The organism is Armatimonadota bacterium (genome assembly GCA_016869025.1).
GTDB lineage: Bacteria > Sysuimicrobiota > Sysuimicrobiia > Sysuimicrobiales > Humicultoraceae > VGFA01.
On record VGFA01000015.1, the window covers coordinates 29,608 to 48,338 of the forward strand.

Annotated in this window: 18 protein-coding genes; 8 read left to right on the plus strand and 10 right to left on the minus strand. The window is 67.8% G+C overall.

All coding sequences use genetic code 11. The features are described from left to right. Positions 1-10 precede the first annotated feature (10 nt). Positions 11-955: a carbohydrate kinase family protein gene (locus FJX73_08810; GenBank protein ID MBM3470876.1), complete on the plus strand. Its 945-nt coding sequence runs from the start codon at positions 11-13 to the stop codon at positions 953-955. Positions 956-982: 27 nt separating this feature from the next. After that, on the plus strand, positions 983-2,329 hold the full coding sequence (locus tag FJX73_08815; protein MBM3470877.1) for a 6-phospho-beta-glucosidase: 1,347 nt from the start codon (positions 983-985) through the stop codon (positions 2,327-2,329). Here the strand turns inward: FJX73_08815 and FJX73_08820 are convergent. Further along, on the minus strand, positions 2,322-2,813 hold the full coding sequence (locus tag FJX73_08820) for a hypothetical protein (GenBank protein ID MBM3470878.1): 492 nt from the start codon (positions 2,811-2,813) through the stop codon (positions 2,322-2,324). The two genes, FJX73_08815 and FJX73_08820, sit on opposite strands and share 8 nt — an antisense overlap. 129 nt (positions 2,814-2,942) lie before the next feature. Between FJX73_08820 and FJX73_08825 the strand changes: the two genes are divergently transcribed. From FJX73_08825 to FJX73_08845, 5 genes are all read left to right on the plus strand, one after another. Beyond that, positions 2,943-3,845 (plus strand): MurR/RpiR family transcriptional regulator, encoded by a 903-nt coding sequence (locus FJX73_08825; protein ID MBM3470879.1) that lies wholly within the window; start codon positions 2,943-2,945, stop codon positions 3,843-3,845. A gap of 31 nt (positions 3,846-3,876) precedes the next feature. Next, positions 3,877-4,872: an ABC transporter substrate-binding protein gene (locus FJX73_08830; GenBank protein MBM3470880.1), complete on the plus strand. Its 996-nt coding sequence runs from the start codon at positions 3,877-3,879 to the stop codon at positions 4,870-4,872. A gap of 69 nt (positions 4,873-4,941) precedes the next feature. Beyond that, positions 4,942-6,591: an iron ABC transporter permease gene (locus tag FJX73_08835; GenBank protein MBM3470881.1), complete on the plus strand. Its 1,650-nt coding sequence runs from the start codon at positions 4,942-4,944 to the stop codon at positions 6,589-6,591. 24 nt (positions 6,592-6,615) lie between these two features. Further along, a complete protein-coding gene (locus FJX73_08840) occupies positions 6,616-7,668 on the plus strand; it encodes an ABC transporter ATP-binding protein (protein ID MBM3470882.1) in 1,053 nt (350 codons plus the stop codon). After that, complete coding sequence (locus FJX73_08845; GenBank protein MBM3470883.1) at positions 7,665-8,459, plus strand: sugar phosphate isomerase/epimerase; 795 nt, start codon at positions 7,665-7,667, stop codon at positions 8,457-8,459. The genes FJX73_08840 and FJX73_08845 overlap by 4 nt, the downstream gene beginning before the upstream one ends. Here the strand turns inward: FJX73_08845 and FJX73_08850 are convergent. Then, positions 8,456-9,634 carry a pyridoxal phosphate-dependent aminotransferase gene (locus FJX73_08850; protein ID MBM3470884.1) on the minus strand — a complete coding sequence of 393 codons (1,179 nt, stop codon included), beginning with the start codon at positions 9,632-9,634 and terminating at the stop codon, positions 8,456-8,458. The genes FJX73_08845 and FJX73_08850 overlap by 4 nt on opposite strands. A 177-nt stretch (positions 9,635-9,811) precedes the next feature. On the opposite strand from FJX73_08850, the gene FJX73_08855 reads away from it, so the two are divergent. Continuing rightward, positions 9,812-10,774, plus strand: coding sequence for a dihydrodipicolinate reductase (locus tag FJX73_08855; protein MBM3470885.1), 963 nt, complete (start codon positions 9,812-9,814; stop codon positions 10,772-10,774). Here the strand turns inward: FJX73_08855 and FJX73_08860 are convergent. The 8 genes from FJX73_08860 to FJX73_08895 all read right to left on the minus strand — a co-directional run bounded on the left by FJX73_08860 (position 10,754) and on the right by FJX73_08895 (position 18,700). Further along, positions 10,754-11,677: a hypothetical protein gene (locus FJX73_08860; protein ID MBM3470886.1), complete on the minus strand. Its 924-nt coding sequence runs from the start codon at positions 11,675-11,677 to the stop codon at positions 10,754-10,756. The genes FJX73_08855 and FJX73_08860 overlap by 21 nt on opposite strands. After that, the gene (locus FJX73_08865) at positions 11,665-12,450 is read right to left on the minus strand and encodes an ABC transporter permease (GenBank protein ID MBM3470887.1); all 786 of its coding nucleotides are present in this window, start codon (positions 12,448-12,450) and stop codon (positions 11,665-11,667) included. Before FJX73_08865 ends, FJX73_08860 begins: the two co-directional genes overlap by 13 nt. Next, positions 12,387-13,136 (minus strand): ABC transporter ATP-binding protein, encoded by a 750-nt coding sequence (locus FJX73_08870; GenBank protein MBM3470888.1) that lies wholly within the window; start codon positions 13,134-13,136, stop codon positions 12,387-12,389. Before FJX73_08870 ends, FJX73_08865 begins: the two co-directional genes overlap by 64 nt. Then, on the minus strand, positions 13,114-13,986 hold the full coding sequence (locus tag FJX73_08875) for a SagB/ThcOx family dehydrogenase (protein ID MBM3470889.1): 873 nt from the start codon (positions 13,984-13,986) through the stop codon (positions 13,114-13,116). Before FJX73_08875 ends, FJX73_08870 begins: the two co-directional genes overlap by 23 nt. 9 nt (positions 13,987-13,995) lie before the next feature. Then, positions 13,996-15,381: a hypothetical protein gene (locus FJX73_08880; protein ID MBM3470890.1), complete on the minus strand. Its 1,386-nt coding sequence runs from the start codon at positions 15,379-15,381 to the stop codon at positions 13,996-13,998. After that, entirely contained in the window at positions 15,312-16,340 is a 1,029-nt protein-coding gene (locus FJX73_08885) for a TOMM precursor leader peptide-binding protein (GenBank protein MBM3470891.1), read from the minus strand. Before FJX73_08885 ends, FJX73_08880 begins: the two co-directional genes overlap by 70 nt. Before the next feature lie 297 nt (positions 16,341-16,637). Beyond that, positions 16,638-17,390 (minus strand): ComF family protein, encoded by a 753-nt coding sequence (locus FJX73_08890; GenBank protein MBM3470892.1) that lies wholly within the window; start codon positions 17,388-17,390, stop codon positions 16,638-16,640. Positions 17,391-17,443: 53 nt separating this feature from the next. Further along, on the minus strand, positions 17,444-18,700 hold the full coding sequence (locus tag FJX73_08895) for an adenosylhomocysteinase (GenBank protein ID MBM3470893.1): 1,257 nt from the start codon (positions 18,698-18,700) through the stop codon (positions 17,444-17,446). Positions 18,701-18,731 lie beyond the last annotated feature (31 nt).

Below are 18,731 nucleotides of genomic sequence, written 5' to 3' on the forward strand. Positions count from 1 at the left end.
GCCACCAGGCATGCGACGGTCAATCAAGGCCACGCCGCCCGAGGTCCTTGTCGCGGGCGGCATCTACTGCGACCTGATCTTCTCAGGGCTGGGCGCGATGCCGGGGCTGGGCGAGGAGGTACGCACGCAGCAGTTCACCATGACCGTCGGCGGCGGCGCCTTCATCACCGCGGCAGGACTGGCGCGCCTGCGCGTGCGCACCGGTCTCGTCGCCTACGTCGGCGCAGACCTGCTGGGCCGCTTTCAGTTGCAGCACCTGCGCCGGGCAGGCGTGGACACATCGTGGGTCACGCGGCACGCGGAGCTGGGTGCCGGCCTGTCCGTGGCCTTCTCCACCGCGACCGACCGCGGCTTCCTGACACACCCCGGATGCGCGGCCAAGACCGGGGAGTTGCTGGACGCCTGGCCGTGGACCGGCAGCAAGCGGATCAGGCACGTGCACTTCGCCGGCATGCCAGAGCCGTTCGCTGCGCGGCTACCGCTGCTCGACCGGTTGCGATCCGAGGGAATCACCACCTCGCTGGACATCGGCTGGAACCCGGCGCAATATGATTCGGTGGAGTTTTGCGATGTGGTGCGGCGTGTGACGATCTTCATGCCCTCCTGGAGCGATGCCCGGTGGTTCACGGGGTGCGAGGAGCCGGACGCCGCGCTGGAGGTGCTGGCCGGCTTCGTGAACGTGCCGGTGATCAAGCTGGGACCCGAAGGCGCTGTCGGGGTGCACGAGGGGCGCCCGTTGCGGGTCAGCCCGCCCGCGGTGGCCGCGATGGAAACCACCGGTGCGGGCGACGCCTTCGACGCCGGCTTCCTCTGGGCCTACCTGCGCGGTGATGCGGTGGACCGCTGCCTGCTGGCCGGGAACATCTGCGGCGCGCTCTCGACCCGGGCGCCGGGCGGAACCGCGGCCTTTCCGACACTTCGGGAACTGCGTGCCGCGATGGCAACGCGATGCTAGGAGGAGCGCGGTGACGGAAGGGACTCTATGACCCTCACGGTGATTGGCGGTGGGGGCATGCGCACGCCGCTCCTAATCGGCGGGCTGATCGAACGCCATGCGCGGCTTCCGGTGGAGCGCGTGGTCCTCCACGACGTGGACCCCGAGGCCCTGGAACTGGTGGCGGCCGTCTCGGGCGCGATGCTGAGCAGGGCCAGGCACCCGTTCGAGGTCCGGACAACCACCTCGCTGGAGGAGGCGCTGGAGGCACCCTCATGGGTCATCACCAGCATCCGCGTGGGCGGCCTTGCAGGCCGCGTGGTTGACGAGCAGGTGCCGCTGGCGTGGGGCGTCGTGGGCCAGGAGACAACAGGCCCAGGCGGATGGGCGATGGCGCTGCGCACGATCCCTGTGCTGGCGGATCTGGCCGTGCGCATTCAGGGCCTGCGGCAGTTCGCCTGGATCATCAACTTCACGAACCCGGCAGGCCTGATCACGCAGGCCCTGACCGCCGAAGGGCACCGCGTCATAGGCATCTGCGACGGCCCGCCTGCCCTGGGAGACCGGATCGCCGCTGCGCTGGGCGCGCGGGCGGCCGATATGCGGCTAGACTACCTGGGCCTCAACCACCTGGGATGGGTGCGCGGCGTCCAGATCAGCGGTGCCGAGTGCCTACCCGAGATCCTCGCCAGCAACGATCTGATCCGGGCGATCTATGGGAGGCCCTTGTTCGATCCCGAAGAGATCAGGCGCCTGGGGCTGCTGCCCAATGAGTACCTGCACTACTACTACCACCACGATGCGCTGGTCAGACGCCTGCGCGCCTCTCGCCAAACGCGGGGGGAGGCGATCGGGCGCGTTGCGGCCGAACTGCGCAGGTCGCTCAAGGAGGCCGTCGAGCACGGGCAGGACCCCGTGCCCCACTACCAGGCTGCCATCTTCGCGCGACGGTCATCGTACATGGCCGCCGAGACGGGAGCGCATCGCGACCTGGCCATGATGGGCGGGCACGTGGAGGGTGGGTACGCGCGCGCAGCGCTTGGGGTCATCGCTGCGATGCTCGACCCATCGCCCCGTGATGTGATCGTCAACACTGCCAACCGGGGAGCGATCGAAGACCTGGGGCCCGAGGACGTGGTCGAGGTCCCGTGTCGCATCAGCGCCTCAGGCCCCACACCGCGACCGATGGGCCCACTGCCGGCATCCGTGCGCGAACTCGTCCTCCGCGTCAAGGCCTACGAGCGTGCCACGGTGGCGGCGGCAGCGCGACGGTCGTGGCACGATGCAGTGGAGGCGCTGGCCATGCACCCGCTGGTCCCGTCGTCCGAGGTGGCCTCGGGAATCGCCGAGGAGTTCCGGCGGCGGCATTCCCCTCACCTGGACTACCTCACATAGCCGATCGCTCTATGCGCGTCTCTTCGAGGATCTCCTGCCATCGGTCGAGGCTCGGCCACGACAGCGCCAGGCCTATCAGGCACAGCACGCTCAGAACGCTCAGAACGCCACGATCGACGTACATGGCAAAATGGGCTATCCCAAGAACCGCGGGGGTAACGGCCGTCACCACTGCTATCAGCGACTGTCCCGTCAATCCTCCCACGATCTCCTCGTACGAACGGGCTCCGGTGTACCGGCCCCGCGCCAGCGCCAGCCTCTTCAGCCACAAGCCAAACGCAACATCGCCCAGCCCCACCGCGTAGAAGATGAGCGCGAGAAGCCTGCCGTCCGTGCCGGGCTCGCGCGGGCCACGCAGGACTAGCGGCACCATAACCCAGATGGCGACCACCATGGCGAGCTCGGCCAGACACCATCCACGTACGAACCGGCAGTTCTGCACGAGTGCCGCGCGGGAACGATCACGATCAAGCGGAGCCACCATCGTCCGCCCTCCTGATCAGTCATGCGCACCGGCGCTCTCTTCTTCACAGCAACCGGCCATCCTTCAGGGGGCAGGCGCACCAGGTGACTCCTGAAGGAATTACTGCATTCCATATCGAATCCGTGGAATGTGCAGAAGGCGCTGCATACCCGCCCGCTCCCCGAGGCGATTGACGCGGCCTACGCGCGCCTCTCGCCATCCCAGCGCAGGCTGGCCGAGTACCTGCTCGCAAGCTACGATGATGCGGCCTTCCTGACCTCCACCGAACTCGCGCGGCGCCTCGAGACCAGCGACTCCACGGTGGTGCGATTCGCCCGGGCCCTGGGCTACCAGGGCTATCCGGACCTGCGCGCAGCGCTGGCCGACCTGATCCGTGCCGGCAGGACCACACACAGCGGGCGCATGGCCTCAGCCCTGCAGCGCCTGCGCACGGATGCCTCCCCTCTGGCCCGGCTGCTGGATCAGGACCTGGCCGCGCTGGGCGAGTTGCGCCGCACGCTGTCGCCCAACCTCATCACCGAGATCGCCCGCCGCCTGCGCGCTGCCCGCACGGTGTACGTACTCGGCCTGGGGATCTCGCGATCGCTGGCGCACTTCGTCGCCTTCAGGCTGCGCCGCACGGGAATGCACGTCGAGACGATCACACACGGCGGAACCGAGGCCTGGGAGGTGCTGTTCCGCATCTCACGCAGGGATGTGATGCTGGCAGTAGGTTTCTTTCGGGGCTACCAGGACATCGTACGGGCCCTGCGCTACGCGCAGGGCAAGGGAGTGCACACCATCGTCTTCACCGATACGCCCGATTCGCCGCTGGCCGCACATGCGACGCGTCTCGTGGTGGCCCGTCGCGGGGATCTGGCCGTCGTCAATTCGCTGGTGGTGCCCATGGCCGTACTGAACCTTCTGACCGTGGCGATGGCACTACAGATGCCCGGCGACGCCGTGGGCAAGCTCCAGGCCTGGGACCGCCTGCGGGCGGTTTTTGAGGACTCCCCGCCGCGGGCTCAGGAGGGAAGTCAGGGGAACGAATGACAGGCGCACGATATCGCAGGAGGTGGGTCAGATGCGCAGGTTCACCTGGGTGACAATTGCCCTGCTTGTCGTCTGCTTGGGCACGACGATGGTCCCGCCCGCCGGTGCTCAGCCGGCCTCGGGAACCATCGTGCTGTACACGTCGGTTCCGCAGGAGATGGCCACCGAGTTCGCCGGGGCGTTCATGCGGAAGCACCCGCAGATCAAGCTGGAGGTGCTGCGGTCGGGCAGCACCGAGATCGAGATGCGGATCTTCGCCGAGATTGAGACCGGCGGCATCCGGGCCGACCTGCTGTGGCTCGCGGACGCGCCGATCTTCATCACCCTGCGCGACAGGGGGCTGCTGCTGGCCTACCGCTCCCCTGAGGCGCGGCATGTGCCCGAGCAGTTCCGCGATCGCGGCAACAACTTCATTGCTGGCCGGTTGATCAACATGGTCATCGCGGTGAACACCACGCTGATCCCGATGCGCGCGGCGCCGAAATCCTGGAGCGACTTCCCCAAGTTCGGCAAGACCGCGGCCATGCCCAATCCTCTCTACTCCGGATCGGTCTTCGTGACCGTGGCGACCTTCGTGCAGAAGTACGGCTGGGCATGGTTTGAGCGCGCGCGCAAGGAGAACATCCAGGTGCTGCGGGGGAACACGGAGGTGGCGCGCGCGCTGGCCGCGCGCGAGTTCGGCGTGGGCATGACGCTGGACTTCATGGTATACGGCATGATCCAGGACGGCGCACCACTGGCGATCATCTGGCCCGAGGAGGGCGCGGTCTCGGTTCCGAGCCCGGTTGCCATTATCAAGTCGAGCAAGAACCCCGAGGCCGCGCGGCGCTTCGTGGACTACGCGATCAGCGTGGAAGGCCAGAAGTTCCTGGCCTCCAAGGGCGTGGTGCCGGTGCGCGAGGACGTGGATCCCCCCAAGGGCCAACCCCGGGCCTCGGAGATCAAGACGCTGCCGATCCCGTTCGAGTGGGCGGCGAAGAACGCGGTCGATATCCGCACGCGGTTCGAGCAGATCATGATGCGCTGACCTGTGGTGCCGCGGGTGCCATCAGACGCTCCCCACCCCCCACCGGCGCAGGCCCGAGCGCCCAGCCGCATGCTGGACCCGCGCGTGCCCCTGCTGGTCCTGGTTGCGGCGGCGATGGTGGTGCTCGTTGTCTGGCCCGTGGCGCAGGTGGTCTACCGCAGTCTGCTCGTGGACGGCGGGTTGGGACTGGACCACTACCGGCGGGCCATCGTAGGCCCGGGCAATCTCCGGGCCCTGACCAACACTGTGTGGGTAGGAGTTGCCTCCGCTGCCGGAGCCATGGTCGCAGGCGCGGTGCTGGCATTCTTGGTCATGCGCACCGACATACCCGGCAAGGGCAGGCTGCGTACACTGCTAATCATGCCCTACGCGGTCCCGCCGTTCTTTGGCGCCATCGCCTGGGCCCAACTGCTGGGGCCGCAGGGCTACCTCATGCGCCCTCTCATTGCCCTGCTGGGTCTGGAGCAGGCTCCCTTCTCAATCTACAGCGCCTGGGGGATCGTCTTCGTGATGGCAATCCATGCCTTCCCGCTGGTCTTCCTCACCGTATGCGGCGCGCTTGAGCGGATGGACGCCAGCCTGGAGGAGGCCGCCCGCACCAGCGGTGCAGGCAGCCTGCGCGTGATGCGCGACGTTACCATACCGCTGGTGCTCCCAGCGCTGTTGGCCGGGGGTCTCCTGGCCTTCATCCACTCGATCGCCAACTTCGGCATCCCTGCGCTGCTGGGAATCCGCGTGCGGTTCTACGTACTCACGACCAGCATATACGCCTCGCTGAACATCCCGGACTTCCCGCTGGCCACGGCCAAGTCAATGCTGCTCGTGGCGGTCGGCGCCGCAGCGCTGGCACTCCAGTGGCGGCTTCAGCGCGGTCAGCAGCGCTACACGGTCATAGCGGGCAAGTCGATCCATCCGCAGATCATCCGTCTCGGACCGCTGCGCCGCGTGGCGTTCGCCCTGGCGGTCCTGTTTGCAGTCGTAATCGCGGTCCTCCCCCTCTTCTCCCTGCTGCTGACCTCTCTGTTGAAGTACTACGGCGCGCCCCTGGCCGTGGCGAGTCTCACGCTGAAGCACTACGCGTACGTTACGAACCAGGAAGTCATCCGCCGTGCGCTCGCAAACAGCGCGTTGCTGGGCGTGTCCGCGGCCACCATCACAATGGTGCTGGGGACATTCGTGGCCTACGCCCGCATACGCGCCAAACTGCGTGGGGCCGCCGCGCTCGACACGCTCGGCATGCTTCCCTACGCCATCCCCCACACCGTCATCGCCATAGCGATGATCCTGGCGTGGGCCCAGCCGCCTGTGGCGCTCTACGGCACCATCTGGATAATCTTGCTGGCGTACATCGTGGCATACATGCCGCTCTCGCTGCGCACGACCTCGGCTACGCTGCAGCAGGTACACGAGTCGCTGGAGGAAGCGGCCCGCGTCTCGGGCGCAGGGCCTCTTCGGGCCATGCGCGACATCATAATCCCGCTGGTGCGGCCCGGCATGGTGGCGGGCTGGATCCTGGTTTTCATGCCCGCGTTCCGCGAACTGACCATGTCAATCCTGCTCTTCGGGCTTCGCACCGAAACGATAGGCGTGATCATCTTCAACATGCAGAATTCGGGCTACACGCAGATCGCCGCGGCACTCTCGGTGCTCGTGTTGGTGCTGATCCTGGGAAGCAACCTGATCGTGCGCAAGGCCACGCGGGGCCAGGTAGGGTTCTAGCAGATCGGGATCGAGGGGGTTGCCATGGACGCTGTACTGGTTTCGGATCTCTGGAAGGCGTTCGACGGCGTTGTGGCGGCACGAGCGGTCTCGTTCTCCATCGGGCCGGAGGAGTTCTTCACTCTGCTGGGACCGAGCGGGTGCGGCAAGACCACGACGCTGCGCTGCGTGGCCGGCCTGGAGATTCCGACGCGCGGCCAGATCAGGATCGGGGGGCGGATCGTCAGCAACCCGGAGGCCGGGCAGTTCGTCCCCCCGGAGGGCCGCCGCCTGGGGATGGTGTTCCAGAACTACGCCGTCTGGCCTCACATGAGCGTGTTCGACAACGTGGCCTATCCACTGCGCGTGGCCGGCGAGCCGAGGCGGGCGATCGCTGCGCGCGTAGCCGAGGTGCTCAACCTGGTGGAGCTGCGGGATCTGGGCCGACGCTTTCCCCACCAGCTCTCAGGAGGTCAGCAGCAGCGCGTAGCACTGGGGCGCGCGTTGGCCGGACGTCCGGAGATCCTGCTGCTCGATGAGCCGCTGTCGAACCTGGACGCCAAGTTGCGCGAGCAGATGCGCTTTGAACTCAAGGAGCTCCAGCGCCGGATGCGCATACCCGTGCTCTACGTCACACACGACCAGGCCGAGGCCATGGCGCTGTCGGACCGCCTGGCGGTCATGGCGGACGGACAGATTGTCCAGGTCGGCCGGCCGGCCGAGATCTACAACCACCCGGCCACGCGGTTTGTCGCCGACTTCATAGGACAGATGAACTTCCTCCCGGCGCAGATCACAGCCGGCGGGCCCGGCATCGCCAACGTAAGGGTGAACGGCTACGAGTGCCGCGCCGAGAACCCCTCCGGCATCTCGGGCTCGGCCGCAATAGCGGTACGGCCGGAGGATCTGGTCCTCGCCGCGGACGAAGGACTGCCCGGTCGCGTGCAGGTTCAGAACTTCCTGGGCAACCTGGTGGAGTACAAGGTCCTGCTGGAGGGAGGCCTGACGGTTCGCGTGCAGGCCCCGCCCGGGCAGTCCTACGAGGAAGGCGCGGAGGTTGTGGTCGGTATCCGCCGTGCGATGCTCTTCGAACGATGAGGATCGCGGCGTCCACGACGACGACGCGTGAGCTTCCCCTGATTGAGGTCTTGGACCTCGTGCGCGACCTGGGATACGCGGCGCTGGAGGTCTGGGCCGAGCACCTCTGGGACCAGGGTTTCGCGCCGTTGCGCCTGAGGAGTGAGGCGGCCGCCCGAGGCCTTGCCCTGACGCTGCACGGCCCCACACGCGACCTCAACGTAACCTCGACCAATTCCGGGATCCGCTCCGAGTCCCAGCGACAGTACCTGGCCGCCCTGGAGGACGCCGCCGAGATGGGGGCCGAGGTGGTGGTCCTGCATCCAGGCGCGCTTTCCTCCAACGACGATGACCCGGCCGCGTTCTGGCCCCCAATGGAAGCGTTCTTCGGCCGGGTGGCCGAGAGGACCGCGCAGCTCGGGCTGCGGGTGGGAATCGAAAACATGGAGCACAAACGCCTGGAGATCGTAACAGACATCCATCTGGCCGCGGGGCTCGTGCGCCGAGTCGGCGCGGCTTCACTCGGGTTGACGCTGGACGTCGCACACCTTCTCTACAACGGTGACTTGGTCGCGTTCGACGGATTGGAGCAGTACATCTATCACGTTCACATCTCCGGATCCACGCACGAGAAGGCCCACGTTCCCCTGGCTCAGGGCATCTTCGATGCACGGGCGGCGCTGGAAGCCCTGCGGCGGTTCTACAACGGGACCGTGGCGATCGAGAGCTTCGTTCGCGACAGGACCCGGGAGGTGCTGGCCGAGAACCGCCGGGTCATGGCAGCGTGGCTGGACAGCACGCCGGTCGGCTAGGCCCGCGCCGAACGGCCCCGCGCACCAGGCCTGTATCGCGGCAGCGCCTCGCGCATCCTCCGCATCCCCTCACGGATGTTCTCCTGGCTGTTGGCATAGGAGAACCGCAGGTACCCCTTGCCCCACCCACCAAACGAGGTCCCTGCCAGGCACGCGACGCCTGCCTCCTCTAGCAGGTAACTGGCCAGGCGCTTGACGTCGGTGTCGATCGCGGACACGTTGGGGAAGACGTAGAAGGCGCCACCCGGAGTCCGGCATCCCACACCTTCCATCGCGTTCAACTCACCCACGATGATGTCACGGCGGCGGCGAAACTCGGCCACCATGTCTACCACCGAGTCCTGCGGGCCGGTCAGCGCGGCGATGGTAGCCATCTGCGCAAAGGCGGCCGCGCACGAGCTGGAGTTGATCATCAACTGCGCCATCCGCTCGATCAGGTCTGCCCGCATTACGCCGTAGCCGATCCGCCACCCGGTCATGGCATAGGCCTTGGACAGACCGTCCATGATTATGGTCCGGTCCTGCATGCCCGGAAGGCTCGCGATGCTTGCCTGCTCTCCCTCGTACACTATCCTGCCGTAGATCTCGTCCGTAAGGACAAAAGCGCGCGTCGGCAGAACGGCCTCGGCCACGGCCTCCAGGTCTGCGCGCGTCAGCATCGAGCCGCAAGGATTGTGCGGCGAGTTGAGCACCACCAGACGAGTGCGTGGAGAGATCAGCGCGCGGAACTCGTCGAGGTCGAACCGGAAGTCGGATTCCTCGCGAAGGCGGATGGGCCGAAGCGTCGCCCCCGCGAACTGGGCCGCGGACTGGTAGATGGGATACCCGGGGTCCGGGTAGATCACCTCGTCGCCGGGGTCCACCAGGGCGAGCATGGCGAATAGCAGCACGTTCTTGGAACCCGGCACGATGACGACCTGGGACGCGTCCACGGCGATACCGCGCTCGCGGGCCACGTGGTCAGCCACCGCCTGCCGGGCCTCCAATATGCCCGCGGCCGGCGTGTAGTGCGTGTATCCGTCGTGGAGGGCTCGTACGGCTGCGTCGGTGATGTGGGCAGGGGTGTCGAAGTCGGGTTCGCCGATCTCCAGGTGGACGATGTGGCGCCCCTTCGCCTCGAGCTGCCGGGCCCTTGCCAGCATCTCAAACGCCGTCTCGGTACCCAGGGTACTCATGCGGGATGCGAAATCCAGGTTCACGGGCTGCCTCCTTTGGACTGTGGAGCAAGGTCCGTACGTGAATACCTTCTGCGAAACGGAATGCACTCCTGCCCTGATTGGCCGGTGGCGGTACCTCTGCTACAATTGGGGCCGCTCGCGCACGCCACATTCTACGAAAGGTGGTTCTCGAGGGTGACTACCACAGCAGCGACGCAAGCCACGGTTGTCTCGTACGGGCTCGGACCAATAGGAGCCGGCATCGCGGGCCTGGCTTTGGACCGCGGGTATCGGATGGTATCGGCGTGTGACATCTCCCCGGACAAGGCAGGGAGCGACCTGGGCATCCTGCTGGGCCGCGCGGAACTCGGGGTAACGGTCACGGCGGACATCACCGCGGCCCTTGAGCGCAGGCCCCAGGTGGTCCTGCACTCAACCCAGTCGCACATACCCCAGGTCATGCCCCAACTGCTGGCGTGCGTCGAGGCGGGCGCCTGCGTGGTCTCCACCTGTGAGGAGCTGGCGTTTCCCTGGTATCGGCATCCGGCCGAGGCCACGCGGCTCGACGAGGCCGCAAAGACCCACGGCGTCACCGTGGTAGGCGTGGGCGTCAACCCTGGTTTCGTGATGGACCTCCTGCCCGTCGTGCTGACCGCGCCCTGCCGGACGGTCCGCTCCGTCCGCGTTACGCGGGTGGTGGACGCCGGGCTCCGCCGCAAGCCTCTCCAGCGCAAGGTGGGCGACGGCCTGGACCGGGCCTCCTTCGAGCAGGGAGTCGCAGAAGGCCGGATCGGGCACGTGGGCCTGGCCGAGTCCGTGGCCATGATCGCCGAAGCCATTGGGTGGTCGCTCAACTCGATCCACGAGACAATCGAGCCGGTCATGGAAGGGGCCACGGTACGCGGCCTGCACCAGGTGGCGAACGGGCTGCGCGGTCAGGAGGCGGTCATATCGCTGGATCTGACGATGGCCGTGGGCGCCCAGAATCCGCGGGACTCCGTCACGATCGAGGGCGAGCCCCCAATAGCCATGACCGTGGCAGGCGGCATCCACGGAGACATCGCAACGTGCGCGGTCACCGTGAACGCGATCCCAATCGTGCTGGCAGCGCCTCCAGGCCTGACCGCGGTCCACCGGCTACCGGCGCTGCACCGCTGATCCCCCCGCGCGCCCGGGCGCGCGGAAGAGCTGGGTGAGCAGGTAGGCCCCATCGGTCCGGGGCATCGGTAGAAGGTTCCAGACGGCGCGGAGGAGCGCTGCGGCTGCAATCAATGCCGCGGCCTCCCTGCTTGCCGGCCATATCCACCCCAACAGCAGGGCTCCCATGCCCGCGGTGGCATCCCAGAGCGGCCCGGAGGCAGCGACCCAGACCCGCGCACTCCTCGGGAGAAGAGCCAGACCAGGGAGTTCTGCGAAGAAGGTCACGCCGCGCCACGGGGAAACAGCCATGCCCAGCGCGGCCGCCCGGCAGCCCGCCATCAGCGCAGTCACCGCGTGAGCCGCCTCGTGCCCCAATCCGAGGAGCCAGACCAGTATCACCATCGTGACGAGGTGCTCCGGGCCCAACAGGGCGGCGAGCGGCAGTGCGGCGTATGCGGCGACGAGGCGATCGCCGCGCACAGCGATTGCGGCCGCCCCGGCGATGAGCAGCACCCCGAGCCCGACCATGCCTGCCCACTCCGGCACCCCGCGCAGCAGCCGGCCCAAGGGAAGAAGCATGGGGCCGGTGTCGGCGATCACCAGACGCGCCGAGAGGAATGGCCGCGGCCTCAGAAGCGCCTCATCTCCTGCCATCAATCCCGCGCTGGTTAGATGACGCACGAACTCGGCGGCGCCGGCGCCGTCCAGGCCCGGTACCTTCAGGATCGCGGTCCTCAGCAGCTCTTCCCACGTCCGGGTGCCATCCAACAGCACCAGGAACGCTGCCTCCGGTTCGCCGGTCACGAAACAGCGACCCCCAGGGGCATGGATGATCCACCGGCCGCTGCCGTGCTCCGCCTCCTCCCTGCGCAGGATGACCCCTGGGCGCAGGCAGGGCCGAGCGTGGATCAGGTCGTCCACCTGAACCGCCGCACAGACACGGCCGCCCCAACTGCTCCCCAGAACGCAAGCACAGCCAGCTCCGTGGCCACCTCTGCTGGCCCCCCTCCCCGAGCAGCCGTTCTGAGCCCACGCAGGAAGTACGTGAGTGGCAGGGCTCCGGAGAGGTGTCGCAGCGCACCTGGCAGCATCTCCACAGGGAAGTACGCGCCGCTCAGGAAGGTCATGGGGAAGAACAAGAATGCTGCAATGGAGTTGGCGCTCTCGACAGAGCGGGCCAGGACCCCTGCCGCGAACCCGGTGGCCAGGAACGCAGGCGTGCCTACGGCCATCACCGCGGCAAGTGTGAGCGGCTGCGCGGAGGGACGGACATGGAAGAGCCCGGCACCTATCGCCAGAAGCTCGGCGCCCACCGCGAGCACGACCGCGCAGCGCACGAGCATCTGCGCCAGGACGAACTGCCATGTCGGGATGGGAATCAGGACCAGCCGCTTGAGGAAACCGGTGCTGCGGTAATGAGTCAAGACCACGCCAATGCTGTAGTACGCGGTGGATGCCAGTACCATTCCGAGGATTCCGGGGATGAGAAAGGCCATCTGGCCGGGCTGCCGCGCGAACACGCTGCCCAGCAGCACGAGCAGAAATGCCGGAAAGAAGAACGTCCAGAACACGGCCTGCGGCGTACGCCAGAACAGCCGTGCCTCCATCAGCGCAAGACGCCACAGGCCGCTCACCGCAGGCCCTCCGGCTGTGCGGCATCGCAGGTCAGCGCCAGAAAAGCGGCTTCGAGGCATGTGTGGTCCTGCCCTGCCACCTCCGACGGAGTGCCCTGCGCCAGCAGCCTGCCTTGGTGGATGATGGCCACCCGATCGCACAGGCTCTCGGCCTCGTCCAGGTGGTGCGTGGCCAGGAGCACCGTGCGGCCTTCGGCCCGGGCTTCCCGAATGAGCGCCCACAGATCCTGGCGCGCGTGGGCATCGAGTCCGGCCGTGGGTTCGTCCAGAACCAGGAGCTCGGGCTCGCCGACCAGGGCGAGCGCCAGCAAAAACCGCCGCCGCAGGCCGCCGGAGAGTTGACCGTACATCATACCGGCCTGGCTGGTCAGCCCGGTTCTTGCCAGCAACCGCGACGTCTCGACCCGCCGAGGGTAGAAGGTGCCGAGGAACTCAAGCGCCTCGCCCAATTTCAGATACGGGTGGAAGACCGCCTCCTGCAACTGCACCCCGATGCGCTGCTTCAGGAGCAGCCCTTCCTCGAGGGGATCGAGCCCAAGCACGCGAGTCCGACCGGCATCGGGTTGCTGCAGCCCAACCAGGGTCTCGATGGTGGTGGTCTTGCCCGCACCGTTGCGTCCGAGGAGCCCGAATACCTCACCCGTTCCAACCTCCAGGTCGAGCCGGTCCAGGGCCACGACACGGCCGTACCGTCTGACAAGACCTTCGACCTGAATCGCCGCGCTAGCCACCTGCACTGTCTCCATGCTCCTTCAGGCAGTCCCCTGTGTTGTGCCCTACGGCGACGGCGTAGAGGACGCTGGCGCGCGCTCCGTCGAGCCCCAGCAGCGCATCCAGCATTGCGTCGTCCAGCCCGCCCAGAGCGACCGCACCGAGGTCCAGTGCCGCGGCCGCCAGGTAGATGTTCTGGGCGGCGTGTCCGGCCTCCAGGAGCACAAACCGGTAGCCCCGGGCGCCGTACTTGTCCGTGGTCCGCGCGAAGACGCCTGCCAGAACGATCAGCAGGCCGGCGCGCTCGATAAGGGCCGGGAAGGCGGTGACAGTCAGGAGATCGCTCAAACTGGTCTCCGGGGGGTCGAGGGTCACCAGCGCCCCGCTGTGAGCGGCGGCATCGTAGTGGTAGGGGCCAGGATGGACTCCTCCCAGGGGGACGGGGAACCAGAAGTACGCGTCAATCGGATAGCACGCACCTGCCGACGGAACGGTCCGCCGCGCGTGGAGACCGTTCCCGCCGGCGCCGCCCCCGCCCGCCTCGATCCCACTGGCACCGGCCCCGCCGGCACTGATCATGCCGGCTGTTGTCCAGAGAAGTGTCCCTGCCTCCTCCAGCCGCAATGGGAGCCCGGCAAACTCGCGGGCGGATCTCCGGCGTTGTAGAGCAGCATCCAGCCCGACGCCCAGGCAGGTCCCGGGCGACGGCGCCGGCAGAGCCAGCAGCGGGCCTCGTCGCGGCCGCGCAGGCGCAGGGCCTCCTACCCTGGCGTGGGCCGCGGCGCGCCGTGAGATCTCGGCCCAGTCCGACGGCTTCCACTTGCTGCTCTCGTGAAAGACCTCCCACAGTGGATGGCCAGGTAGCATGCAGGGTTCAAGCGCCATCTGCGCGCCTCACGGAAACGGGTGCGGGTAGGGGTTGAGCCCACACCCTCCTGCCAGGCCCAGGCGCTCCGGCACCTCCCATAGGCGCGAGTATCCCAGGAACCGCTGGGCGTGCGAGGGTGCTATGTCCAACAGGCCGGGCACGAGAACCCTGACCGCCACGAACCCGCAGGCCGCCAGGTCTGGCGTTGTCAGGTCAACCGCGAGCGCCTGCAGGCCTCGGCGTTCGAGGCGTTCAAGGCAGTACCCCAGATCTGCCTCGGGGGAGCGGCTCGCGTCATGGAGATCCTCCAGGCAGACAGGATTCGCGGCGGAGTCCACCAGGAAACCCAGGTAGGTCAGCGACTGCGGCTGGCCGTACAGACGCACGTGATCGGAGAACCGTCTCACGTTCGCGAAGCCGACTCCAGGATCAAAGCCCGCTCCTCCGCCCATCTGGCGGAGCCAGGTGCGGGTCTGGACCGCCTCCAGGAGGGCCTTGAGCAGCGCGGCCGCCGGGTCCAGGCGCGCGGCCGCACCGACGGCCGCAACGCTGGAGCCGGCCTTGGGATCGAGCACGACTACCAGAACGACGCTGATCCCGAGGTCGGTGGGCAGCAGCCTGTAGAGAAACGTGAGCCCGCTGCGCCCAAACCGTTCGCGCACTATGGAGGCCAGGGGCCCCGAGCGCGGCAGGAGCAGCGGGGTCGCCGGAAGTTGCCGCCACCAGGTGAGGGCGAAGGCGTCCCGTTCCACGACCTCGAGGAGAGCGGCCAGCAGGGCCGCGCTCCGGGTGCGAGCGCATGCCAGTCCGGTTGAGATCGCGGGGCCGATGTTGGCAAGCCACGGCTCCTGCCGCTCCACAAGGAACACACGCTTTGCCGGCACCCATGCCATTCCGCCTCCCATCAAACTATGTGCGGCCACCCACTCCAGGACGGTGTTCTCCTCGAACCTGACGTATGGCAGCCCGGCCTGCCACTGCTCGGCCGAGAACAGTGCGTAGGCATCAGGGTGAGGACCACCTACTTCGCTCCAGGTGGCTTCAACGAGATCAGCCCGATCCGGAAACGACGCAGAGTACCTCTCGAGCACCTCGCCAACGGCCCTGGCCGCGGCCTGGTCGTGTCCGAGCCCCACGCCGCTGGCGGAGATGACGAACGACCGGCGGCCGTCGGGCAGCGCTGTGCGGGCTGCGTCGGTACCGGCCGCAGCCACGCAGGCCACGTCCGGCTCGTCAGGCGGCATGGGAATTGTGGCCAGCGCTCCGAGAACGCCTGCCAGCGGGGTCGTCAGGCGGCCGGCACCGTCCAGGGTGTTGGCCGCCTCGGCCTGATCGAGCTCTGCTACAACTGCACTGAGCATGGAACTGACACCTGCCGGCGGCCGGGCCGGACAGATGCGCAGGCCGGACATCGCGGGAGCCGGAGGACGTCGGCCCGGGTCCAGGCCAGTGTGCGCAGGTGAATCCTGATCAGCCTCTCCTCGATCGCGGGCCTGTCGGCGCCGAGCAGTGACTTGAGCACCTCCACTACGGCGACGCCGGCCGCGGCCTGAACCGCAGCGGGAAGCATGGGACGGCTGCCCACTCTGAGAAGCCGAACAGGGCCCGGCGCCAGGGCCTCGGCCCTGACCCGCAGGCACACCAGGCAGGGGGAGCGACCCGGCACGATGAGCGGGCCCAGGGTTATCTCGGCCGCGTCGCTGATAATCGGCAGCCAGGGCGTCCCGGTGGCAAGACTGAAGGCGTTGAGCTGCAGGAGCGACGCGTCGCGCAGGTTCGTACCGCAGCCGACAAGGAGGGAGGAGTTACCGATGAGATCTGCCGCGGCTTCGGCAGCCGGCTGCTCCCCGTTGCGCGGAATCCTCTGGGTATTGACCTGGCAGTCCAGCAGAAGCCCCTCGATTGACCGTGAGATTCGATCATCTCCCCACAGGCAGACCGAGGCGCTCTCCAGTCGAGCGCTCAGATGGCCGGAATCGCCCGGGGGGGCTAGTGCCCGGAGGAACTCGGTGACCTCTGAGCCGGGCGCCTGGGGCAGTCCTGGGCGCGCACCGGCAACCAGCAGGCAACCGGCAACCAGGAGGCCACCGGCGGAAAGCTGGGCGACGAGACGCTCAATCACCTCTGCGGAACACCCGGCAAGCTCAGCGCATATCTCGTCCACGGTGTGCTCGCCGTCTAGAACCGGGAGCAGGTCGGGAAGGAGCACCCCGACCCCCGAACCGGAGAGGCGAACGGATCTTCCAGGCGACCTGAGCTCCACGTCGCTCTCCCCGACAGCGTACACCGACCAGAAGTCCGGCAGGAGCGGCCTATAGGGTACACGTGCGTCCACTCGCGCCTCCTTGATGGTGCCGGGCAGGCCTCTCACAACGCTCTCACACGGTGCGCCCGATCACCGGCTGTGGGGGCTGTGGCCGCTAAAGACGCCCGTGCATCGCCTCAGCCCCCACGGGCTGCCCGACCTACATCATGTCTCCGCCGCCACCGCCGCCACCGCCGCTGCAACAACAGCAGCAGCAACACGCGATGATGATGTCTCCTCCGCGATCGAACAGGGTGACGCTTTCGAGCTCAACAATCTGCAGTTCCATGTCGGGTCACCTCCTCATGCGCCAGGATGTGTGCCATAGCAACCCCGGTGCGCCCGGCCCGTGGTCCGCCCATTCTATCGGCGTGAACCTGTCGCCGTTGCGGGCCCGGTCCGCTTCAAGGCCCGCGCCAGTGTCAGCACGACAACCCGATCTGCGCCAGCGTTCTTCAGGGCGAGGGCGCAGGCCGCTGCAGTGGAGCCGGTTGAGTAGACATCGTCAACAAGCAGCACAGTCCCGGCCACCGTTTCCTCTCCCGGCGCAAAGGCGTTCCGCACGTTGCCCGTTCTGTCGCAGGCGCCCAACTCGACCTGGGGGCGATCCTGGTGCATCCGACGCAGCGCCCGGGCGGTGCAGGGCACGCCGAGTATGGAGGCAACCGGCCCGGCCAGCAGGTCGGACTGATTGAAGCCGCGGGCCTTGAGCCGGGCGGGATGAAGGGGCACGGGAACGACCACACCAACGCCGCGGGTGATCTCAAGTGGAGCCAGAGCAGCCAGGAGCCTGCCCAGCGCGCTGGCCGCTGCCTTCCGGCCGTGGAACTTCAGGCCGCAGATGGCACGGCGAAGCCTGCCGTCGTAGACGGCCAGCGAGCGGGCGGCATCAAACGGGGGCGGCGAGCGGTTGCAGGCGGAGCACCGGACGGAAGACACGGGGACGGCGCCTGCCGGGCTGCCTTCCGCCGCGCGCAGCGGAGCGCCACACTGCTCGCAGGTGGGCGGCAGGATACGTTCAATCTGCTCGCAGCACGCGGCGCAGAAGGCCGTACCCAGAGCGCCGCAGCCCTCGCATCTGGACGGGATCAGTAGGTCCAGCAGACCAGCCCACACCCGTCACATCGGCGGGCGCCGGTGGGGATTGCAGGTCCTGCTTGAGTGACGCTCTAGGTGCCTTCCTGCCAGCTCTCCAAGTAGAGGCGCTGTGCCTCGGTCAGCGCGTCGATCCCAATGCCCATCCCCTCAAGCTTGAGCTGCGCCACCGCCTCGTCTATGGCCCGCGGCACCCCGTGCACGGTCTTCTCCATCCTGGCGCCCTGCGACGCCAGGTGGGCGGCAGAAAGTGCCTGGTTGGCGAACGACATGTCCATCACAGCGGCCGGGTGCCCCTCGGCCGCGGCCAGATTGAGCAACCGCCCCTCGGCCAGCAGATAGATCCGGCGGCCGTCGGCAAGTGTGAACTCCTCGACATGCTCCCGCGCGGGCCGCCGACTCGTGGCCATCGCCTCCAGCGCCGCGATGTCTATCTCCACGTTGAAGTGCCCGCTGTTCCCGAGTATCGCCCCGTCGCGCATCAACGCGAAGTGCTCGCCGCGCAGCACGCCGGTGTTGCCGGTCACCGTAATGAACACGTCGCCCACTGGGGCTGCCTGGGCGGCCGGCATTACCTGGTAGCCGTCCATCAGGGCCTCCAGAGCACACAGGGGCGAAACCTCGGTCACGATCACGTGCGCGCCCATTCCCCGCGCCCGCATCGCCACGCCGCGACCGCACGAGCCGTACCCGCAAACGACCACGGTCCGGCCGGCCACCAGGATGTTGGTGGCCCTCAGCAGGCCGTCAATCGTGGACTGGCCGGTGCCGTACCGGTTGTCAAACAGGTGCTTCGTCTTCGCGTCGTTCACGGCGATGATGGGATACTTCAGCGCGCCGTCGCGCGCCATGGCCCGCAGGCGAATCACGCCGGTGGTCGTCTCCTCGGTGCCGCCGATGACATCTCCGAGCAGCTCGGTGCGTTCGCTGTGCAGGGTCGAGACCAGGTCGGCACCGTCGTCCATGGTGATGTGCGGCCGCTGGGCCAGGGCCTCGTGAATGTGGCGGTAGTACGTGTCGCGGTCCACGCCCCGTATGGCGAAGACACCGATGCCGTACTCGGCTGCGAGCGCAGCCGCCACATCGTCCTGCGTCGAGAGCGGATTGCTGGCGCACAGCGTCACCCGCGCGCCGCCTGCGCGAAGCGCCAGGACCAGCACCGCGGTCTCAGTGGTCACATGGAGACAGGCCGCGATGCGCCGGTCGCGCAGCGGCTGCTCGGCAACGAAGCGTCCGGCGATGCGCCTCATGACCGGCATTTCGCGCTCCGCCCAGGCGATGCGGCGCAGACCCTCCTCTGCCATGGTAAGGTCGCGCACGTCGTGACTCATGCCGTCCTCCTGAGGGCTCGTTGTAGGGTGA

Coding starts and splice junctions, on each gene's coding strand:
- FJX73_08850 (MBM3470884.1), bottom strand. CDS start 9,634: ATGAGTACCCTGGGTACCGAGACGGCGTTTGAGATGCTGGCAAGGGCC.
- FJX73_08810 (MBM3470876.1), top strand. CDS start 11: ATGCGACGGTCAATCAAGGCCACGCCGCCCGAGGTCCTTGTCGCGGGC.
- FJX73_08835 (MBM3470881.1), top strand. CDS start 4,942: ATGCTGGACCCGCGCGTGCCCCTGCTGGTCCTGGTTGCGGCGGCGATG.
- FJX73_08840 (MBM3470882.1), top strand. CDS start 6,616: ATGGACGCTGTACTGGTTTCGGATCTCTGGAAGGCGTTCGACGGCGTT.
- FJX73_08845 (MBM3470883.1), top strand. CDS start 7,665: ATGAGGATCGCGGCGTCCACGACGACGACGCGTGAGCTTCCCCTGATT.
- FJX73_08830 (MBM3470880.1), top strand. CDS start 3,877: ATGCGCAGGTTCACCTGGGTGACAATTGCCCTGCTTGTCGTCTGCTTG.
- FJX73_08880 (MBM3470890.1), bottom strand. CDS start 15,381: ATGTCCGGCCTGCGCATCTGTCCGGCCCGGCCGCCGGCAGGTGTCAGT.
- FJX73_08815 (MBM3470877.1), top strand. CDS start 983: ATGACCCTCACGGTGATTGGCGGTGGGGGCATGCGCACGCCGCTCCTA.
- FJX73_08865 (MBM3470887.1), bottom strand. CDS start 12,450: ATGCCTCGAAGCCGCTTTTCTGGCGCTGACCTGCGATGCCGCACAGCC.
- FJX73_08820 (MBM3470878.1), bottom strand. CDS start 2,813: ATGGTGGCTCCGCTTGATCGTGATCGTTCCCGCGCGGCACTCGTGCAG.
- FJX73_08870 (MBM3470888.1), bottom strand. CDS start 13,136: ATGGAGACAGTGCAGGTGGCTAGCGCGGCGATTCAGGTCGAAGGTCTT.
- FJX73_08895 (MBM3470893.1), bottom strand. CDS start 18,700: ATGAGTCACGACGTGCGCGACCTTACCATGGCAGAGGAGGGTCTGCGC.
- FJX73_08875 (MBM3470889.1), bottom strand. CDS start 13,986: ATGGCGCTTGAACCCTGCATGCTACCTGGCCATCCACTGTGGGAGGTC.